3 protein-coding genes and 1 pseudogene are annotated in these 2,997 nt (G+C 69.1%); 2 read left to right on the top strand and 2 right to left on the bottom strand.

The genetic code is table 11. The features are described from left to right. Positions 1–983: DEAD/DEAH box helicase (locus QOC69_RS18510; protein ID WP_526442189.1), on the top strand; the 983-nt coding region annotated here is incomplete at its 5' end. Here the strand turns inward: QOC69_RS18510 and QOC69_RS18505 are convergent. Next, positions 980–1,696 carry an SDR family NAD(P)-dependent oxidoreductase gene (locus tag QOC69_RS18505; protein WP_526442187.1) on the bottom strand — a complete coding sequence of 239 codons (717 nt, stop codon included), beginning with the start codon at positions 1,694–1,696 and terminating at the stop codon, positions 980–982. The two genes, QOC69_RS18510 and QOC69_RS18505, sit on opposite strands and share 4 nt — an antisense overlap. A gap of 71 nt (positions 1,697–1,767) precedes the next feature. Here QOC69_RS18505 and QOC69_RS18500 point away from each other — a divergent pair, with 71 nt between their 5' ends. Continuing rightward, positions 1,768–2,646, top strand: a complete 879-nt coding sequence (locus QOC69_RS18500; protein WP_526442185.1) for a LysR family transcriptional regulator — start codon at positions 1,768–1,770, stop codon at positions 2,644–2,646. 2 nt (positions 2,647–2,648) lie between these two features. Here QOC69_RS18500 and QOC69_RS18495 read toward each other — a convergent pair. Beyond that, positions 2,649–2,997, bottom strand: a pseudogene (locus tag QOC69_RS18495) (hypothetical protein); the annotation flags it as partial.

Below are 2,997 nucleotides of genomic sequence, written 5' to 3'. Positions count from 1 at the left end.
TCGTCATCGCCTGCCCCGGCCGGCTCGAGGACCACATGCAGTCCCGCCACGCCGACCTGTCCGCGGTGGAGATCACCGTGCTCGACGAGGCCGACCACATGGCCGATCTCGGCTTCCTGCCCCCGGTCAAGCGACTGATGGACAAGACGCCCAAGGACGGCCAACGGATGCTGTTCTCCGCCACGCTTGACGGCGGGGTCGACGTGCTGATCAAGCGCTACCTGCACAATCCGGTGGTGCACAGCGTCGATTCCGAGCAGTCGCCGGTGTCCGAGATGGTTCACCACGTGCTGCACGTCGACAACGCGGCCCGCATCGACGTCCTCACCGACCTCGCTGCAGCGCCGGGCCGCACCATCATGTTCGCCCGCACCAAGCACGGCGCGAAGGGTCTTGCCCGCAAGCTGAATTCGCGGGGCGTACCTGCGGTTGAGTTGCACGGCAACCTGTCTCAGAATGCACGTACCCGCAACCTCGCAGCCTTCTCCGACGGTTCGGCCGCGGTGCTGGTCGCCACCGACATCGCCGCGCGTGGCATCCACGTCGACGACGTCAGCCTGGTCATTCACGCGGACCCGCCAGTGGAACACAAGGCGTACCTGCACCGCTCGGGCCGCACGGCCCGCGCCGGCGCCGAGGGCACCGTGGTGACGCTGATGATCGACTCGCAGGTGTCCGACGTCCGCACCCTGACCCGCAAGGCCGGCGTCAAGCCTACGATCACCCGGTTCAGCGGCGCCTCGCACCCTGTGCTGCAGGAGATCGCGCCTGGCGAACGCAAGTTCGGCGAACCGCTGATCCTCGAGGCTCCGGCCTCGCAGCCCCAGAGGCAGCGTAGCCACGGCGGTGGCAGCGGTCGGTCGGCAGCGAGCCCCCGCACGGGTGGCGGCAATCGGTCCGGGCGCGGCAACCGTTCACGAGGCGGAGAGCTGCGTTCCTACACCACGACGTCGAGTCGCTCGGGCGGATCGCGCGGCCGCTAGACCAGTACGGTGCCGCCGTCGACCTTGAGTACGACGCCGGTGCCGAAGGCCTGCTCCATGCAATACACGTAGGCCAGCGCCACGTCGTCGACCTCACCGATGCGGCCGAGCGGAAGTTCTTGCGCCGCTTGGCTGTACATCGCGTGACGGTCGACTTCGGCCATCACATCCCACAGCGGGGTGCGCACCACCCCCGGCGCGATCGCGTTGACCCGGATCGGTGCCAGCTCGACGGCGAGTGCGGTGGTCAACGCGTTCATCGCGCCACACACGCTCACCGGCAGGGCGCCGAATCCCGGCTGCTCGGCGGCGGTGCCGCTGGTGAGCGTGATGGATCCGCCTTCGGTGATGCGCGGTGCGAACGTCCGCACCGCACTGAGCGCGCCGACGAAGCGGGTCTGGAAGAAGCCGGTGATGCGCGCAGGCGTCAGGTCGGCCAGGCTCGCCAGCTCGAGTGACTCTCCCGCGGTGAACGCCAAGTGGTCGATGTCGCCGACGCTGCGCGCGAGTTGATCCAGCGACGCCTCGTCGGTGAGGTCGACGGTGGCGCCGCGGGCACCTTCTGGCAGATGCGCGAGTGCACGGTCGACACTGGACTGACGACGCGACGCCACGATCGGGGTGCCGCCCCGTTCGGCGACGGCGGTCGCGACGCCAAGGCCGATGCCGGAGGTGCCGCCGATGACGAGGACTCGGGTGTTCTTCAGACTCATGCCTCCACGGTCCGCCCGCCCGTTGAACATCGTCAAAGACTCTTTTCGTCGTTTCGCGATACCCTCAAGGTATGACGAATTCGGACCTCGACATGCGCAAGCTGAGGTACTTCGTCGCGGTGGCCGAGGAGTTGAACTTCGGCCGGGCGGCGCGGCGCCTGCACATCGCCCAGCCGGTGTTGTCTCGTCAGATCCGCGCGTTCGAGGACGAGCTCGGGGCCCGGTTGTTCTTTCGCGACTCCCGCGGCACCGAGTTGACGGCCGCGGGCACCCAACTTCTCGAGGATGCCCGGTTCATGTTGCGCGAGTCGAAGGCCTTGCAGGAGAGGCTGGTTCGGGCCAAGTCACCGACGGTGACGGTGGTCGTCGGGGTCATGCCGGGACTCTTGGCGACGGCGGCGGTACGCAAGTTCGAAGCCGCAGAACCGTCGTGTCATGCCCGGGTGATCCAGGTGGGGTGGGCCGACCAGATCGACGTGGTCCGGCGCGGGGACGCCGACGTGGTGTACGCCCGCGAGCCGATCGATCACCACGGGCTGGGCACCGCCGCGCTTCTCGAGGAGCCGCGGGTTGCGCTGTTGCACAGCGACGACCCGTTCGCGTCGCAAGCGTCGGTGCGGCTCGCCGACCTCGGCACGCGCAGACTGCTGCAGGACCCGAGCACCGTTCCGGAGTGGTACGCGGTCGCGACCGCCGAGCAGCGCAATGCATCCACAGCCAAGATGGCGGCGACCGTGGAGGAGAAGCTGGAACGCGTTGCCGCGCAGGAAGGGTTCGTCATCCTGCCCCGCTCGACCACCGCCTTCTACCGTCGCCCCGACGTGCGGGTGGTTCCGATCGAGGACATCGCCCCGGGCCAGGTCACGCTGATCTGGGATGCCGCGACGGCGAACCCGGCCCGCGACGCCTTCGTGGCGGCGGCGTTGGCGTGCCGCGACGAGACCATCTGACCTCACTCGCCCACCTGTGGCAGCTCGTCGGCGGCGATCTCGCACGGCGTCCGCTCGACGGGAAGCGCCTCCGGGACGGCAGGCGGGATCGGCGGAGCGGGATCGGGCGGCGGTGGGACGGGTGTCGCGGCAGGCTCCGGTGGTACGGGTTCCGGTTCGTCGGGTGGAGCCGGGTCCTCGTCGGGCGCGGATTCGTCTGCGGCGTCCGCGGGTTCGGTCTCGGCTTCCTCGTCGGGATCATCGTCCGGCTCGTCGATCTCGTCGGTCTCGTCGGGCGGGTTGAGCTCCTGCGGGTCGGGTAGCGCATCCTCCGACGATCCGATCAGTCCGCCGATCAGGTCGGCGAGCTGC

The organism is Mycobacterium sp., assembly GCF_032162105.1.
Classification (GTDB): domain Bacteria; phylum Actinomycetota; class Actinomycetes; order Mycobacteriales; family Mycobacteriaceae; genus Mycobacterium.
The sequence above is the reverse complement of the archived record's forward strand: the minus strand, read 5'-3'. Positions and strand labels throughout refer to the sequence as shown.